The following is a 14,785-nucleotide window of genomic DNA, read 5'->3' as shown; positions in this document are numbered from 1 at the left end:
TGAAATGTATTGTTTGTTTATCTTTCTAACTCTTTGATTTTATCTGCTGCAATTTGTGCTGCTTTCTTTCCAGAGTATAACATAGAACCAAATGTTGGTCCCATTCTTGCTAATCCATGAGTTTCAGTGACTGACATTCCTGCTGCAATTAATCCTGGATAAATCTCACCTGTCTTGTGTACAACGTGTTCTTCTCCATCATTAACATACATTGGTTCCATACCTTTCCATTCTGCTAATCCTCTATCTACTAGTCTTTTTACTGCAACAGAATCATGACCTGATGCATCAATGATCACTTTAGCTTCAAAAGCAACTGGATCTACACATGTAATGTTTCGTGGTAATGCTGAAACTGGCATCCAGTTTACAACAATTCCTGCAACTCTTCCGCCTTTTAGTACTAAATCATCAAACTTTGTTAATTGTAAAAATTTCACTCCTGCATCACATGCACCTGCGATTAATTTTGAAACTGCATGTGGTCCTGGTGTCATGTATAATCCCTCTTGAACTTTTTTATACGGAACTCCCAATTCATCCCAAATTTTTTGGGCTGGTTCTCTAACTGTAACTGGATTCATCATGTATCCTCCTAACCAATAACCTCCTCCAAGGTAGTTGTTTTGTTCAATTACCAAAACTTTGTAACCCATGTTGGATAGTTCTCTACTAGCTGTTAATCCTGCAGGACCTGCACCAATAATGATGACATCTGATTCTGCTCTGTCAATTAATACATCATGAAATTCATTTGCAATTGCACGTGTGATTTCAACTTCACGTACATCGGTAAAAATTTTCTCTGTTTTTTCTGCAACAGTTGCTTCTTGCATGAAAATCATGAATTCTGTTAACAATTAATACTTTGCCACATATTTTTTTCAAAAAATTAGGTGATGCTAATTATTTTTGGTTCCTAGTTCTTCATAGATATAGGAAAATTTTGTACTTTGAGGAAAATATTTCTCCTAAAAACTCCAAATATCAAAAATTTATATCCAAACTAAATGGAATTTCTTTGTATTGACCATATCTGATCTTAAACAAACCTCTCCTGATTCTGTAAAATCCAAAATAAATTGGGCTAGAATTGAGGAGGCTGATAATTTTGCTAAAACTGTGAAATTATTCCGTCAGGGAAAGTATGACGAAGATAGTTTTAGACGATTTAGACTGCAACATGGAGCATATGGTACTAGAATGACTGGTGATTATGCAATGGTGAGAGTTAAACTTCCTGCTGGAGAAATTTACCCTGATCAAATTGAAAAAATATCCCAACTTAGTGAACAGTACTCTATAGGAAGTGCTCATTTCTCTACTAGGGAAAATATTCAACTTCACTGGGTAATTCTTGAGGATGTTTCTGAAATATTCCGAGGTCTTGCTGAAGTTGGTTTGACATCTAGAGAAGCATGTGGTAATTCTGTTAGAAATGTAATGTGTAGTCCTCTATCTGGAGTTTGCCCTGATGAAGAATTCGATGCAACTCCTTATGCTCTTGCAACTGCAAAATTCTTTTTGAGAAACCCTATGGCTCAAAACTTGCCTAGAAAATTTAAATTCAATTTCACTTGTTGTGAAAAACATGGGATGGTAAGAATGGTTGATGTGGGATTAATTCCTCATATTAGAGAAGTTGATGGTACTCCTCAAAGAGGATTCAAAATTTTCCTCGGTGGTGGATTAGGAAACAAATCTTTTGTAGGACATTCATTAGAAGACTTTACTCCTGAAGAAGATTTACTTTACACCTCTATTGCTGTTGTGAGAATATTTGATAGACTAGGTGATAGAAAAAACCTTGCAAGAAACAGAATGCGATATCTTGTAAATGATATGGGTTGGGAAAAATTCCAAAACCTTGTTTTGAAAGAAAGAGCTATTGTTAGAGCTACACAATCCGTGATTACACAATTAGATGTTGATCATACTCCAAATAAAATTAAACGACCAATTAGAATTTCTGATGAAAATGGAGGAGATACAACTCCTGATGGATATGCTAGATGGCTAAAAACAAATACTGTAAAACAAACTCAATCTAATTATCGTTCTGTATTTCTTACTCTTGAAGCTGGTGATATTACTGCTAGTCAACTTCATGCATTAGCTGATATTATTCGTAACTTTTCTTCGGAAGGTAAAGGCAGAGCTGGTTTTACTCAAGATATTGCTTTACGATATGTCCATGAAGATGATTTACCACGCCTATATTCCAAGCTTCTTGAAGTGGGATTGGCAAAATCTGGCGCTTTAACAATGACTGCTCCGATAGGCTGTTCTGGAACTACTTCGTGTAATCTTGCACTAACCAATTCTCATAGGTTGGCAAAAGAAATCCAAAGAAAATTCCTCGAATTAAAACTAGATGAAGATGATGATCTCAGTGATTCTACCATCAAAATTAGTGGATGTCCAAACTCTTGTGGACAACATGGTATTGCAACTCTTGGATTCTTTGGTGGTGGTGGTCGTGTTGGAAAAGACATGTATGCTAATTATCAAATGTCTATTGGTGGACGCTCTGATGGAGACACTATGCTTGGTCAAACACTTCTTAGAGTCCCCGCAAAGCGAGTAATTCCTGTAATTCTAAAAGTAATTGAAATTTTCAAAGAACATAAAAAATCTGATGATACTTTGAAAACATGGATTCATAGAGTTGTTAATGGAAATGAAGATTCTGCCATCAAATCTATTGCTGAGATTAAAAAAATATTGGAGCCGTTAATTGTTCCGCCAACAATTGAAGAAGATCCTGACTTTTACTTGGACTATGGAAGTGATTCTAGTTACCATACAAAGACTGGAAAAGGTGAATGTGCTGCTTGACAGATTCAAGTAATGTCACAACTGATGTAGACTCTTTACGCTCAGAAATAAGAGACAAAAGTGTTCGAGTAATTGATGTTAGACGAGAGGCAGATTACAAACAAGATCATATTCCGTCTGCTGTAAATTTGCCCCTTGCTAATCTATTATCTGATGATAGTCCAGAGAGAGTTTTGAAACTAGTAAACTCTATGGGGATTGATGATGAAACCCCCGTAGTTGTTTATGATGATACATTTGGTGCATTGGCATCAAGAGTGGCATGGACTCTGGAATACCTTGGTCATTCTGATGTAACTTTACTTGAAACTACATACGGTAATTGGAAATCCCTTGGGTTGGAAAATGATTCTGAAACTCCCGACATTCAAGCAAAAGAACATTCTATGAATTTACAATCTGATATTTTAGCAACTTCGGATTATTTAGAAACTGCAAAATCTAGAGATGATGTAATTTTAATTGATAATCGAGAACGTCTCAATTTCCTTGAACAACATATTCCTGGTGCCATCAGTTTGCCTTATCGAACATTGGCCTCAAATGACAAAATATTGCGCTCAAAAGAAGATATGAAGAGATTATTGGAAAATCGAGGCGTGACTGGTAATTCTGAAATCATTACCTATTGTGGAAGTGTGGGTACTCTCTCTGGATTGGCATATTATGCTCTAAAATCAACTGGATTACCAAACGCAAAATTGTATGTTCGTTCATTCAAGGAATGGAAAAATCTTGAAAAACCTACTGAAAAACAAGAAGATGCCAATTACTGGGATTTGTCTGCTGAATAATTAAGAAATTTCGCTTCTAAGTTTTTTTGTTACTGTTCCTTCAATGTTGTCAAAGAGAACAATCATTTTTTCTTTGTTATCAATTAGATAGTCTACTCCTCTATCTTTTAGTCTAATTTTCCATAATCTTATTTCTCTATGTTCTTCAAAGAAGTTCTCTATCATCTGTTCTCCTGATTTTGTTGGGTCTATGAACTCATCAAAGATTTCAATGGTTTTATCAACATCTTTTTCTTCAATTGCTTCTCTAGCTGATTGAATTGCTTGGCTTAGTTGTTTCAAATTCTTTACTGGTTTTGGTAATGTTTTTTTGGTAATTCCAAACAAACCTTTCTTTTCTTTTCCAAGTTTTTCTGCAATATTGTCTGCAAGATCATATATTGGAATTTTACTTAGACCATCTCGTTTTTCATTTTGTACGATTAATCCTTTCTCTAATAATTTTCTCAATGCAGTTTCTGCATCGACTTTATCTAGAAACGTTGTCCAAACAATTGCACCTAAAGTGTGGTATCCTTGTTTAATTGATTCTAAAACTACTACTTCTTCAATTCTTTTGAATCCTTCTTCAATTCTTACATTCATGAAGTCTTTATCTCTAATTGATCTTCTGGCATTTTTGACATCCAGTTCAATTGAACGTTTGAGTGCTTCTAAAGCTTCAGGAACTTGATTTAACAATGACAAGAAACAAGCTTGATTGTATTGTGCCATGCCATATGTTGGGTCTGATTCAATTGCTTTTTGAACTGAATCAAGTGCTTTAGCATAATTTTTTTGTTCATAATGTACTAATCCTTTAAGATTCCAAGCTTCTGGATTTGTAATATCAATTTCTAAAACTTTGTCATATACTTTCAATGCTTCTGCATGTTCGTCTAGATGAAATCTTGCATACCCTATTTTCATCAAAGTTTCTACATTATCTGGGTCGATTCTTAGTGCTTGCTCAAACATTTCAATGGCGTCTTCTAATTTCTCATCTGCCATCAAATTGACGCCTTTTTTGAATAATTTTTTACGATTATAGTCTATATCCACTAAACTTCTCTCTTTGGGGATTATTTCCTCTGGTTTTGATTCGTCTAGTGATTTCTTTTCTTCCTTTGATTTTCTACCAAATGGTTTTTTCACAGCTCATTATGGTGTTTTATCTAGATAAATACCAACCTTAATCGAGCCTGCTGCTGTTCGTACCTGAATTGAATTAGGTTCAAGCGATCTAAATACAGAAATACTTGAAATATACACAAACGGTTGTGTCATCTCAGCCACGATTAGAGATTCAAGGACAGGCACCTTTCAAACAATCTGGTGTATATGAAGCTCAAATTGCAATTACTGACAGTAAACCCACTGATGATGATATTAGAACAAAACAATTTTCTTCTTTATGGAGAGGTAATTTCCATCTTAGAGTTAAAGATGGCATGTTTTCAGAGACCATAGGTTCTCCTGCAAATCCTCTTCCTGCAACTATTGCAAATCTTGACAAAGTTTGGATTGTTGTAACTGATCTCTTTTCATCATTACATACTGTGTTTGATGTTCCATTAGCAAGAACTGCATCACAATCTGAAGTTAAAACTGAAACAAAAACTGAATCTGTTTCTCAAACAAAAGATGTTCCAAAACCTAAACGTTCTCAAAAAACATCTGTTGCTAGCTCTCCTGGTCCAGCCGGAGCTCCTGGTGACAAAGGTCCTACTGGTCCAGCCGGACCAGCTGGTGACAAAGGTCCGATAGGTCCTCCTGGTCAACAAGGTCCTGTCGGAATTAAAGGCCCTGAAGGTCCAAAGGGACCAGCTGGTGACAAAGGAGCTACTGGTGACAAAGGTCCTCAAGGTGATAAAGGAATTTCTGGAGATAGAGGATTAACTGGTGATAAAGGAATTACAGGCGATAAAGGCGATAAAGGCGATAAAGGAATTACTGGTCCTCCTGGTGACAAAGGAGAAAAAGGTCCTACTGGCCCCATTGGTGATAAAGGATTATCTGGATTAAAAGGTCCTCTTGGTGACAAAGGAGAAAAAGGTCCAACAGGTCCTGTTGGTGATAAAGGTGGAGCTGGGTTAAGAGGTGTCCCTGGAGAAAAAGGTGACAAAGGTCCACAAGGTGTTTCTGGCGATAAAGGATTAACTGGTCCGTCTGGACCTCCTGGAGAAAAAGGTCCAACCGGATTATCTGGGGTTCAAGGAGAAAAAGGAATTCAAGGTGGTCCTGGTCCAATTGGTGACAAAGGTCCAAACGGACCAGCTGGTGACAAAGGTCCGATAGGTCCACCTGGTCCACATGGTGATAAAGGATTAACTGGTCCAAACGGACCAGCTGGTGACAAAGGTCCGATAGGTCCACCTGGTCCAATTGGAGAAAAAGGAAACAAAGGTACTGAAGGTCCAATTGGAGAAAAAGGTCCGCAAGGTCCGCAAGGTCCTGCTGGTTCTAAAGGATTAACTGGTGTTCCAGGTCCACAAGGTGAAAAAGGAGAAAAAGGTTCTGTAGGTCCAATTGGAGAAAAGGGACAAACAGGTCCAATAGGTGCTCCCGGAGAAAAAGGTCCGCAAGGTCCACAAGGTTCTCAAGGTGAACGTGGAACCACTGGTCCTTCTGGAGAAAAAGGTCCGCAAGGTCCACAAGGAATTCAAGGACCACAAGGTGAACGAGGTCCAACAGGTCCAATAGGTTCTATAGGCGAACAAGGTCCAGTAGGAGGACAAGGTCCAGTAGGTCCTGCAGGTCCAAGAGGTCCGCCAGGTCCTCCCGGAGAAAAAGGTCCATCAGGTGGAATGTCTTCTGAACAAAAAGCAATCTTCAAAGATTTGTTAGAAATTTTAACTAACAAAGACATTATCACTACTGAAGAACAAATTAAATTAATGAGCTATCTTTACTGATAATTTTTTAATTCTAATTTATTTTCTCAAAAGTTCATTTTCTGAATTTGGATCTGACAAAGATTTCTTTTTCATTATAGTTTCATCAACTTCATCCAAAAGTTTTTTCTTTTCTTCTTTTAACATTTGTAACATTTTTTCAATTTTGTCATCTTCAGACATGTAATTTTTTTCAAAAATTAATCAATATTAACTCATCTGCAATTATTTTTCCAAAAATACATGTCTATAGTTTACACTGTTAAGAGTTTAGAAAAATGGAAACAATTCGTCGTCTTTATGACGATTGTTAGTTTATTGACGAGATTATCGTCTTTTTGCTGCCTTTCTCTTTGGAGCGGCTTTGCGTTTAGTTGCTGCCTTTCTCTTTGGAGCTGCCTTTCTCTTTGGAGCTGCCTTTCTCTTTGGAGCGGCTTTGCGTTTAGTTGCTGCCTTTCTCTTTGGAGCTGCTTTTCTCTTTGGAGCTGCTTTTTTAGCTGCAGTTTTTCTTTTTGCTGCCTTTCTCTTTGGAGCTGCTTTGCGTTTTGCTGCTGCTTTTCTCTTTGGAGCTGCTTTTTTAGCTGCGGTTTTTCTTTTAGCTGCCTTTCTCTTTGGAGCTGCTTTTCTCTTTGGAGCTGCTTTGCGTTTTGCTGCTGCTTTTCTCTTTGGAGCTGCTTTTCTCTTTGGAGCGGCTTTTCGTTTAGCTGCCATTAATGAGTTCGGCATTTTCATCGTTTTTCAGTGGTTAAACTAAAGAAATTTACACAATTTGATTACAATTTGTCAAGTAATTTCATTTCTATTTTTTTATTTTGATCGTTATTTTTTCAATTAATGTAATTCAAAACAACATTTAGAGCCTAAATCACAACATGTTTTCAAAAATTAAACAATTACAATGTAATTGCGCGTAACTAAACTGTTTTTTTTAAATTATTTTTTTAAAATTTGTTTTTGACTCTTCAATTATAATTATTTTTTTTTATTTCTTGATCTATTTTGGATTAAATGCCGCGTCTTTTGATGATTGTAAGTACATCTTCATCAATTAAAACATGATTCAATCCTACTCTTTGTCCTCCAAACTTTACACTCTTTCCCCAAACTAATGCATATCTGAATTCTCTTCTTAATCTTCTATGCATTTTATTACAAATGTCTTCTACTGTGTCTCCTTCTCTTGCAATAAATGGTTCTTTGAAATCTGTTTCTCCACCTTTTGGTCTCATGTAAATTCTAATGAACTTTAATTTTTCATAAATTTTTTCTTTCAATAATTCTATGTTGGTATCTGAGTTTGCTGATACTTCTATTACATCTGATTTTATTTTTGTTTTCAAATCTTTTAGAAATTCTTTATCTACCAAATCTATTTTGTTTAATACTGTAAGGGCTTTTGAATAACTAATATTTCCTGCAATATGATCAGCTAATTGTTCTGACGTAATATCTTCTCTAACTACTACTCTTGCACTTACTAATCCATATAGATGCAAAATATCTTTAAGATGTTTCTCTGTAATTTTTGTTAATTTTACTTGTTGTGCAACTGCTATTCCTCCCATTGATGCTTTTTCAATAGTGATGTTTGGAGGTAATTGATTCAATCTGATTCCTATATTTCCTAATTCGTTTGTTAAGACATCCTCGTGATATGGTTGGAATACATCTAGTACCAATAGGACAAGATCTGCAGTTCTTGCAACTGACAAAATCCTTTTTCCTAATCCTTTACCTGTTGATGCTCCTTTGATGATCCCTGGAAGATCTAATACTTGGATATTTGCACCTCTATATTCCATCATTCCTGGAACTACTGTTAATGTTGTGAACTGAAAAGCTCCTACAGTTGATTTTGCACTTGTCATTTTGTTTAGTAATGTTGATTTCCCCACACTTGGCAATCCTATGAAAACAACTGTGGCGTCTCCTGTTCTTCTAACATCAAACCCGTCTTGTTTCATCCCTGATTTTTTGGCAACTTCCGACTCTTGCTCTCTTTTGAGCTTTGCAATTTTTGCTTTGAGTAAGCCTATGTGATGCTCTGTTGCTTTGTTAATCTGAGTTTTAGCCATCTCATCTTGAATGGCTTTAATTTTTTCAGGAATTCCCAAGACTGATCAATTCTTTAACATTCTTTTCAAATAAAACCGTATTACTTCACTTAGTAGCAAATATTATTCGGTTAAAAAAACAGTTTTTGTGAAAAAGAGAACTTTTGCAGTCGATATTGATGGAACAATTACTGAAAATGGAGGGGGTAGAATTCATCTTGATGCCCTTGATGCACTACGTCGTTTAACCAATATGGGTCACAATGTTATCTATGTTACAGGACGTTCTTCTGTTGAAGGATTCTTACTTTCAGTTTTTGGTGGAACTACAAAAATTGCAGTGGGGGAAAATGGTGGATGCATTACATTAGAGTCTGATGATCATATATTGTTAGGAAATCTTGAAGAGTGCAAAAAGGCATTTGATGTTATTAAAAATAATATTGATAATGTAAAAGAAAAGCGTGTTTTTCCTAGGATGACTGAAGTTGTTTTAGAGAGAACTTTTGATTTAGATCTTGCCAGAAAATTACTTGCTGAAAAAAATATCAATGTTGAATTATCTGACAGTCAATATGCATATCATATCAATTCCCCTGGAATTGATAAAGGGACTGGATTTACAAAAATCATGGAAAAACTATCTATTTCTGCTGAAGATGTAATTGCAATAGGTGATAGTGCTACTGACATTCCGTTGTTTAAGGTGGCAAAAGTAAGCATTGCTTTAGGTAACGCATCCGATCAGGTAAAATCTGAGGCCACTATGGTGGTCTCTGCAAAAGCTGGGGATGGGGTTCTTGAGGCATTAGATAAATTAGCACCCAAGTTATCTGAGATGTAATCATGACATTCAAATCAATACTTGATGAAATTGAAAATAATCTTAACAAGATCTTATCTGAACTTTCTATTTCTGAAATAAATTTCTCTGTTGAACCTGCAAAACCTGGTTTTGGTGATGTCAGCTCAAATATTTCCTTCTTGCTTGCCAAACAGCTCAAAAAAAGTCCTAAAGAGATAGCAGAAATGTTATCTACAAAATATGAAAATTGCACTAATACACTAGTTTTGAAATCTGAAGCACATCCATCTGGGTATCTCAACTTTTTCGCAAATTGGGATAAGCTTAGTCAACTGATTCTGTCTGAATCTTATCTTGAAACATGTGGTGATGTTGATATTGGAAACGACTCTACAATTGTAGTTGAACACACTAGTGTTAATCCAAACAAGGCATTACACATAGGGCATATCAGAAATATCATAATTGGAGATACGGTATCTAGAATTTTAGAAAAAGCAAAGTTCAAAGTAAATGTGTTGAACTATATCGATGATTCTGGATTACAAGTTGCTGACATTATAGTTGGATTCAAACATTTTGGATATGATCAAGAGCCTCCAAATGGAAAGAAATTTGATCATTATTGTGGAGATGATGTTTATGTTAAAACTACTGAAAAATATGAGACTGATTCTAGTCTTGAAGAGATAAGAAAAAATGTTCTTAAAGAACTTGAAGATGGTGATTCTGAAACTGCAAAATTTGCTGATAAAATCACTCGAAGAGTATTGGCAGGCCAACTTGAAACATGTTGGAATTTAGGAGTTACTTACGATTGTCTGAATTTTGAATCTCAAATAATCCGCTCTGGTTTATGGAATAATATTTTTGAAAAATTACAAGCAATGAAACTTGTCGAATTTGAAAATGAAGGAAAGAATGCTGGCTGTTGGGTAATTCGTGGTGATGGTAAAGAAGAAGACAAAGTGATTGTTCGTAGTAATGGTACTGCAACCTATATTGCAAAAGATATTCCATATGCTGCTTGGAAACTAGGATTGCTTGAGGATCCATTCAATTATGAAAAATACTGTGAGCAACCAAATTCTCGTATTTTGTGGCAAACAACTTTGGATAAAACAACTCCTGTTTCTAAGAATTTCACGGGAGAAAAAGTTGTCACTGTTATTGATTCTAGACAAGCTAGATTACAAAAAATAATCACAACTTTAATGGGGAAATTCAAATCCGTTCCTGATGCATACAATCACCTTGGGTATGAATCTGTAACTTTGAGTTCTGAAACTGCAAAAACTCTTGGTTTGGAAACTGATGGAAAACAAGCTCAAATGTCTGGACGTAAAGGATTGTATGTTAATGCTGATTCTGTTTATGATCTTTTAAAAGAAAAAACTCGTGTCGAAACAAAAAAACGACATCCTGAAATGGATGACTCTGAAATTGAAAAAATTGCTCATTCTGTTTCTGTTGGTACTTTGAGATATGAAATGATTAAACAAGATTTAGATAAAATCATCACGTTTGATTTAACAAAATCACTTAGTTTGGAAGGTGACACTGCTCCATATATTCAATATACTCATGCAAGGGCCTCAAGAATATTGGAGAAATCTGGTAGAACTCCAACTATTGATGTTGATTTTACTTTATTGAAAGAAAAATCTGAATTAGAGTTAATTAAAACTGTGGGTCTTTTTAATTTGCAAGTACGAGATGCTACAAACAACTTGTCTCCTAAAGTTATTGCAAGATATTGTCATGATTTAGCAGTTGCATTCAATTCCTTTTATGAAAAATCTAAGGTGTTGGATTTAGGTAATGTTGAATTAGAAAATTCTCGTATTTGTTTGGTGAATTCTTTTAAAATTGTTTTAGAAAAGGCATTAGATCTTTTAGGGATCAAAGCACCAGAAAGAATGTAATGTCCTAGGGAGAAAACAGTGTTCTCTCCCTAGGGATACTCAACAGAGCCGAAACTCTGAAAAAGTATCTTGGCGTGCAAACCAATTGGTTTCCATTAAAAGTAATTTAGTCATAAATGTTTGGAAAATTACTGTCTAAATCCTGTATGTATTTTCCAAATTGTTGCAAATTGAGTGTAAACACTTGTTTCATATTTTCATACAAAGTATGAATATGTTATTTTAAATATTTGTACGCAAATAGATATTATTCATGTGTTATTTATTTTCTAAACAGACACCATTTAATTTCATAATTGATCGAAATTAGGAAGGGCATGGGATCAATTTGACATCTGTAATTGTAGTTGATGATAACAAAGACATTGTTTTTTCAATGTCTGAACTTTTAGAAATGTATGGAATTGATGTTGTTGGAAAAGGATACAATGGATTAGAAGGAGTTGAACTGTTTAATCAATTACATCCTGATATAGTATTGCTAGATTTGATGATGCCTGAATATGATGGAGTATATGCACTAAAAAAAATCAGAGAAATAGATCCCAATAGTATTATCATTATAGTTACTGGCGGCTCTCCAATGTCTATGAATGATCAAATTGAATCATTAGAGCCTACAAAAATTGTTTTCAAACCAGTCGACGTAAATATCTTAGTTGAGTCAATATTTGAGGAGTCTCATAATTTAATGCCGTTTAAAATTCAATATGTCTTCAAAGATGATCCAAAATCATATACTTGCATTCTGACATATGATCAATACAAGAATTTCAAAGAATTACCTGTACTTCAAGAATGTAGAATTATTAAAAACGATGAAAAAAATGTTGAAGCATACAAAAATGAGATGCAAGAGGCATTAGACTTGGCAGCAAAAAATGACGTCAGTCATATTCAAAAACTATCTCAACTTGTTTGATGATTATTTTCTAGGTCTTCTTCGTGGATTTTTCTCATAAAATTCTTCTACGTTTTCATTCCATTCTTTAGTTTCTGGTAGACGTGAGCGAGCATGAGGTCTTTTCCCATTTTTTGATAATATTGTACTATTGGTCTCATAGAATTTGTCTGTCTCGTTGATCAGAACATCTAAAAATTCTGAAGCGCCTTTAGCTTCATCTCCTTTTGGAGTATGATGAGTCATTATGGATTTTGCAAGTGTCTCAATTTTTGCTATTTTAATTCTGTATTCGCTAAGAATTCTGTGTTCAAAAGATATCATTTCATTTTTGCTGTATTTCACTAGTGTATGTTCATTTCGGTACTTGGATATCTCAAATTTTATGAAATTATCCGTACATTGACTTGTCTATTGTTGCATCAGTTGTATTGTTTTGTGCTGAAAAACCACTGAAATTTGATCGTAAGATTTTTTGAACATGTCCTGATACTCTTGCAACATTATCCCAAGTATTATGAAATGACACTCTGTTTAGATTTTCTTCATCAACATGTGAGAATATTGCTAAACCTGCAATATTTTCCCCATCTTTTATCCACTGATGTCCGACACCACACGTTGTACAAATTTCACTAATCTCCATAATTGCTTTAGAGAATGATGGGTTTTTCATTACTAGTAATTTTGAATCTTGAGGAGGAAATCGCATATTCACGTTTACGTGAATTCTGTCTTCTCTGTTGGCATTTTTACTAACTATGACATTTGTTCCCACATGAAATTGCCAGTCAATAATTTGGCTTTTTTCCTTGATTTTTTTAGTCTGATCTTCATAATTGATGTTTGTTACTTTGATAAATCCTTCAATCAAATCTTTCATTTCTTGAGATGTTTTTGCCATGAGTTTAGTTATCCTCTGTTAGTTATATCCCTATTATAGAAAAAAAGAATTAATGGCTGTGTCCACAACCACAAGAGTCATGTCCGCCATGGCCTTCTGATTCTTTACCTGCACATTTGGAACATTTGTCTGATCCTGTTGGGGAAAAGAAACCAATTCCACATGATACGCATTTTTGGTTTGACATGTTGTCTGTAAAAAATTGCCGTATTTAATGAATACGCATTATTTAGGCTGAATGAAAATAATAAAGTTCAGAATTAAAGATTTTCCCTATTCTTTTTTCTGAAATACTCGGTATTCTCCAATGATTGAGTTGCATTTGTGGCAAGTGTATTGCCCTCTCTCTATCAAAGTTAATCCGTCTGCAACAGCCTCGTTAGGTTGTTCCTCAATTTGTATCTGAGTAGGACCATCAAATTCTGAATTGCATTGATTGCAAAAATGCTTTGACATTTTTGCTGTGTCAAGTTTCTCAAGTGATGACAAAAAATGCTTGTCTATGTTTGGTACAAGTTTTGATTTAGTTACTTGTTCATCTGTAAGATCTGCATTTACCCATCCTCCTGAACCTGCTAGTTGAATTTCTGTCAATTTGCTATGGTTCTTTGTTTGGCATTAAAATACTGTTTGTGCCCATCACGGAAAAAAAGTCAGTCTCCTTTACTGTGGAGACTCTGAAATGTATTAACTAGTTTATGTGAGCATTGGGCTCTTCCAGCTAACACCGCGAGATGTCTCTGACTCAATGATTCTCTTAGGGTGATGTTTTTGTTAAAAAACCGGAATCAAAAATAATTACTTTTAGGTTAAATTTCTAAACGTCCGATCAACATTTTCCTCGCCTAAAAGAAAAACAGCTTCATTATTCGGCAATATTCATCAAATTTGAGGAAATCAGATAGAACCCGTTGTAATAATCATCAGCATATGCTGTTTCTTTTTGAGGTAAATAACACTTTGAATTATCCTGTAACAAACAATGTTGTGGTTTAGACCATTACTCCGTTATCATCTTTTGAATCTGATTCCACTATTGCTTTGATTTGAGATGTGTCTTCACAGTTTTTTCTAAATCCTATGTTGTGCTGTAAGATTCTAACCATGCCATATAGTTTACGACTGCCCGTAACTTCATCATACTCTTCATCGTGTTTTGTTAAAATCACTGCTTTTACTTTTTTATTACATGTCTTACAATAAACAAAAATTTCATTCATATCTATTCTGATGTATTTATCAACTTAAACATATTGGAATTTAAATTCTAATTTTTACTATTTTTCTTATTATCTTTTTTATTAAACAAAAGATCTGAATCTCCTTCCTTCTTTTTCCATTCTTCAAATTCTTTTTTCTGCTTAATCATTTTTTTGCGATATTCTTCTTCCAATTCTAAAATCTCTAAAATTATTCTGAACTTAAGCGTATTGGATTTTAAAATTTATGAATTGATGAATACTTTGGAATTTGATATGGTCATCATTTCTGCCATTTTAATTGGTATGCTCTCTTTCTCAGAAATATCTTTAATTTCATTACCGTGTTCTTCCTCCAAATGTTTTTGAAATTCTTCTTCTTCGATATCATTTCTTTTGTAATTACAAGATGGGAAGATGCAGTTGAAATTCAATAATCTTAATCTTTACTAATTATTTTTAAGAATTTTCAATTATCTCATTGTGACATAA

The 14,785-nt window shown here is 34.6% G+C and carries 18 protein-coding genes; 6 read left to right on the top strand and 12 right to left on the bottom strand.

Annotation, left to right across the window (positions count from 1 at the left end):
• Positions 1–17: 17 nt before the first annotated feature.
• On the bottom strand, positions 18–836 hold the full coding sequence (locus tag C5F47_RS05885) for a sulfide-dependent adenosine diphosphate thiazole synthase (RefSeq protein WP_179360180.1): 819 nt from the start codon (positions 834–836) through the stop codon (positions 18–20).
• Between the two features lie 190 nt (positions 837–1,026).
• Here C5F47_RS05885 and C5F47_RS05880 point away from each other — a divergent pair, with 190 nt between their 5' ends.
• Positions 1,027–2,838 carry a nitrite/sulfite reductase gene (locus tag C5F47_RS05880; RefSeq protein ID WP_179360179.1) on the top strand — a complete coding sequence of 604 codons (1,812 nt, stop codon included), beginning with the start codon at positions 1,027–1,029 and terminating at the stop codon, positions 2,836–2,838.
• A complete protein-coding gene (locus tag C5F47_RS05875; RefSeq protein ID WP_179360178.1) occupies positions 2,835–3,632 on the top strand; it encodes a sulfurtransferase in 798 nt (265 codons plus the stop codon). The genes C5F47_RS05880 and C5F47_RS05875 overlap by 4 nt, the downstream gene beginning before the upstream one ends.
• Here C5F47_RS05875 and C5F47_RS05870 read toward each other — a convergent pair whose 3' ends face one another.
• Positions 3,633–4,766: a tetratricopeptide repeat protein gene (locus tag C5F47_RS05870; RefSeq protein ID WP_179360177.1), complete on the bottom strand. Its 1,134-nt coding sequence runs from the start codon at positions 4,764–4,766 to the stop codon at positions 3,633–3,635.
• Positions 4,767–4,891: 125 nt separating this feature from the next.
• On the opposite strand from C5F47_RS05870, the gene C5F47_RS09805 reads away from it, so the two are divergent.
• Positions 4,892–6,526, top strand: coding sequence for a collagen-like protein (locus C5F47_RS09805; protein WP_179360176.1), 1,635 nt, complete (start codon positions 4,892–4,894; stop codon positions 6,524–6,526).
• Between the two features lie 18 nt (positions 6,527–6,544).
• Here the strand turns inward: C5F47_RS09805 and C5F47_RS05860 are convergent, their stop codons facing one another.
• From C5F47_RS05860 to C5F47_RS05855, 3 genes are all read right to left on the bottom strand, one after another.
• Positions 6,545–6,688 (bottom strand): hypothetical protein, encoded by a 144-nt coding sequence (locus tag C5F47_RS05860; RefSeq protein WP_179360175.1) that lies wholly within the window; start codon positions 6,686–6,688, stop codon positions 6,545–6,547.
• A gap of 144 nt (positions 6,689–6,832) precedes the next feature.
• Entirely contained in the window at positions 6,833–7,237 is a 405-nt protein-coding gene (locus C5F47_RS09870; RefSeq protein WP_425489561.1) for a hypothetical protein, read from the bottom strand.
• Positions 7,238–7,509: 272 nt separating this feature from the next.
• Positions 7,510–8,619 (bottom strand): OBG GTPase family GTP-binding protein, encoded by a 1,110-nt coding sequence (locus C5F47_RS05855; RefSeq protein ID WP_179360174.1) that lies wholly within the window; start codon positions 8,617–8,619, stop codon positions 7,510–7,512.
• Positions 8,620–8,707: 88 nt separating this feature from the next.
• Here C5F47_RS05855 and C5F47_RS05850 point away from each other — a divergent pair, with 88 nt between their 5' ends.
• The 3 genes from C5F47_RS05850 to C5F47_RS05840 all read left to right on the top strand — a co-directional run bounded on the left by C5F47_RS05850 (position 8,708) and on the right by C5F47_RS05840 (position 12,211).
• Positions 8,708–9,403, top strand: coding sequence for a phosphoglycolate phosphatase (locus C5F47_RS05850; protein WP_179360173.1), 696 nt, complete (start codon positions 8,708–8,710; stop codon positions 9,401–9,403).
• A 2-nt stretch (positions 9,404–9,405) separates the two neighbouring features.
• The gene (locus C5F47_RS05845; protein ID WP_179360172.1) at positions 9,406–11,289 is read left to right on the top strand and encodes an arginine--tRNA ligase; all 1,884 of its coding nucleotides are present in this window, start codon (positions 9,406–9,408) and stop codon (positions 11,287–11,289) included.
• 328 nt (positions 11,290–11,617) lie between these two features.
• Positions 11,618–12,211 (top strand): response regulator, encoded by a 594-nt coding sequence (locus C5F47_RS05840; protein ID WP_179360171.1) that lies wholly within the window; start codon positions 11,618–11,620, stop codon positions 12,209–12,211.
• A 3-nt stretch (positions 12,212–12,214) separates the two neighbouring features.
• Here C5F47_RS05840 and C5F47_RS05835 read toward each other — a convergent pair whose 3' ends face one another.
• The 7 genes from C5F47_RS05835 to C5F47_RS05810 form a co-directional block, all read right to left on the bottom strand.
• Positions 12,215–12,514, bottom strand: coding sequence for a hypothetical protein (locus C5F47_RS05835; protein WP_179360170.1), 300 nt, complete (start codon positions 12,512–12,514; stop codon positions 12,215–12,217).
• 67 nt (positions 12,515–12,581) lie between these two features.
• Positions 12,582–13,094 (bottom strand): hypothetical protein, encoded by a 513-nt coding sequence (locus C5F47_RS05830; protein WP_179360169.1) that lies wholly within the window; start codon positions 13,092–13,094, stop codon positions 12,582–12,584.
• A gap of 49 nt (positions 13,095–13,143) precedes the next feature.
• Positions 13,144–13,281 (bottom strand): hypothetical protein, encoded by a 138-nt coding sequence (locus C5F47_RS05825; protein WP_179360168.1) that lies wholly within the window; start codon positions 13,279–13,281, stop codon positions 13,144–13,146.
• Positions 13,282–13,367: 86 nt separating this feature from the next.
• Positions 13,368–13,688 (bottom strand): hypothetical protein, encoded by a 321-nt coding sequence (locus tag C5F47_RS05820; protein ID WP_179360167.1) that lies wholly within the window; start codon positions 13,686–13,688, stop codon positions 13,368–13,370.
• A 398-nt stretch (positions 13,689–14,086) separates the two neighbouring features.
• The gene (locus C5F47_RS05815) at positions 14,087–14,314 is read right to left on the bottom strand and encodes a hypothetical protein (protein WP_179360166.1); all 228 of its coding nucleotides are present in this window, start codon (positions 14,312–14,314) and stop codon (positions 14,087–14,089) included.
• 47 nt (positions 14,315–14,361) lie between these two features.
• On the bottom strand, positions 14,362–14,487 hold the full coding sequence (locus C5F47_RS09800; RefSeq protein ID WP_281361067.1) for a hypothetical protein: 126 nt from the start codon (positions 14,485–14,487) through the stop codon (positions 14,362–14,364).
• A gap of 51 nt (positions 14,488–14,538) precedes the next feature.
• Positions 14,539–14,727 (bottom strand): hypothetical protein, encoded by a 189-nt coding sequence (locus C5F47_RS05810; RefSeq protein WP_179360165.1) that lies wholly within the window; start codon positions 14,725–14,727, stop codon positions 14,539–14,541.
• Positions 14,728–14,785: the final 58 nt, after the last annotated feature.

This window comes from Nitrosopumilus cobalaminigenes, from assembly GCF_013407145.1.
Classification (GTDB): Archaea; Thermoproteota; Nitrososphaeria; order Nitrososphaerales; family Nitrosopumilaceae; genus Nitrosopumilus; species Nitrosopumilus cobalaminigenes.
The sequence above is the reverse complement of the archived record's forward strand: the minus strand, read 5'-3'. Positions and strand labels throughout refer to the sequence as shown.

Coding starts and splice junctions, on each gene's coding strand:
- C5F47_RS05885 (WP_179360180.1), bottom strand. CDS start 836: ATGCAAGAAGCAACTGTTGCAGAAAAAACAGAGAAAATTTTTACCGAT.
- C5F47_RS05860 (WP_179360175.1), bottom strand. CDS start 6,688: ATGTCTGAAGATGACAAAATTGAAAAAATGTTACAAATGTTAAAAGAA.
- C5F47_RS09870 (WP_425489561.1), bottom strand. CDS start 7,237: ATGAAAATGCCGAACTCATTAATGGCAGCTAAACGAAAAGCCGCTCCA.
- C5F47_RS05845 (WP_179360172.1), top strand. CDS start 9,406: ATGACATTCAAATCAATACTTGATGAAATTGAAAATAATCTTAACAAG.
- C5F47_RS05835 (WP_179360170.1), bottom strand. CDS start 12,514: ATGATATCTTTTGAACACAGAATTCTTAGCGAATACAGAATTAAAATA.
- C5F47_RS05830 (WP_179360169.1), bottom strand. CDS start 13,094: ATGGCAAAAACATCTCAAGAAATGAAAGATTTGATTGAAGGATTTATC.
- C5F47_RS05825 (WP_179360168.1), bottom strand. CDS start 13,281: ATGTCAAACCAAAAATGCGTATCATGTGGAATTGGTTTCTTTTCCCCA.
- C5F47_RS05815 (WP_179360166.1), bottom strand. CDS start 14,314: ATGAATGAAATTTTTGTTTATTGTAAGACATGTAATAAAAAAGTAAAA.